The following is a 1,116-nucleotide window of genomic DNA, read 5'->3' as shown; positions in this document are numbered from 1 at the left end:
CCTGGCGCTGCTGTGGCTCTGCTGGCGCTGGTACCAGCCGCTGGCCCTGTGGCAGGCCGGCTTCGATATCCAGACCTTCCAGGGCGAGACCTTCAACTTCATCTACGTTGAGAACACCTCGACGCTGGGTATCAAGAAGTTCTGGGCATGGCTGATCCTGCCCTGGTTCGCCGCTTCCCTGCTGCTGCATGGCCTGGTCAATCTCGGCCAGGCACTGCTTAAGCCGCGCCGCCCGACTGCCCTGCCCACTCGAGAGGAGGTCGTCTCATGACCGTCGCCGTCTTTGCCTTCCTGCTGCTGGGCGCGGTGCCCATCGCCCTGGTCCTGGCGCTCACCGCCATGGTCTATATCCAGGTCTCGGGCAATACCGTGCTCTTCGACTCCTACCCCCAGCAGCTCTTCGGGGCCATCGAGAGCTATGGCCTGCTGGCGATTCCGCTCTTTATGCTGGCCGGGGAGCTGATGAACGAGGGCGGGGTGACCCGCCGGCTGATCGACCTGGCGCGGCTGCTGGTGGGCGGCTTCCGGGGCGGGCTCGTCTACATCAACCTGGTGGCCAACATGATGATGGCGGCGATCATCGGCTCGGCGGCCTCCCAGATCGCCATCATGTCCCGGGCCATGGTGCCGGCCATGGAGCGGGAGGGCTACGACAAGCCCTACAGCGCGGCGATCACCGCCGCCGGGGGGCTGCTGTCGCCGATCATTCCGCCCTCCATGCTCTTCGTGCTGTTCGGGGTGATGGCCCAGGTGCCCATCGCCGAGATGTTCATCGCCGGCATCCTGCCGGGGCTGCTGCTGGGCGGTACCTTCTTCCTGGCCATCGCCGTGGTGGGCCTGGTGCAGCAGTACCCCAAGGGCGAGTGGCCGAGGCGGCAAGAGGCGCTGCACGCCCTGAGGATGGGGCTGCCGGCCCTGTCGATTCCGCTGATCATCATCGGCGGCATCCTGCTGGGCCTGGCCACGCCCACCGAGTCGGCGGCGCTGGCCTCACTCGCCGCGCTGCTGCTGGGGCGCTATCTCTATGGTGACCTGAAGTTCGCCATGCTGCCTATAGTGTTGCAGCGCACCGCGGTGAACGCGGGGCTGGTGATCATGCTGATCGCCGCCGCCGGG

General features: G+C 66.8%; 1 protein-coding gene and 1 pseudogene. Both read left to right on the top strand.

Going from position 1 to position 1,116, the window contains the following annotated elements; all coding sequences use genetic code 11:
- Positions 1–271, top strand: a pseudogene (locus tag J5F18_RS18165) (TRAP transporter small permease); the annotation flags it as partial.
- A partial coding sequence (locus J5F18_RS18160) for a TRAP transporter large permease subunit (RefSeq protein ID WP_346299933.1) occupies positions 268–1,116 on the top strand: 849 nt, incomplete at its 3' end. The pseudogene J5F18_RS18165 and the gene J5F18_RS18160, both read left to right, overlap by 4 nt.

The organism is Halomonas sp. BM-2019 (assembly GCF_017584085.1).
This window is presented reverse-complemented; position numbering and strand designations above follow the sequence as displayed.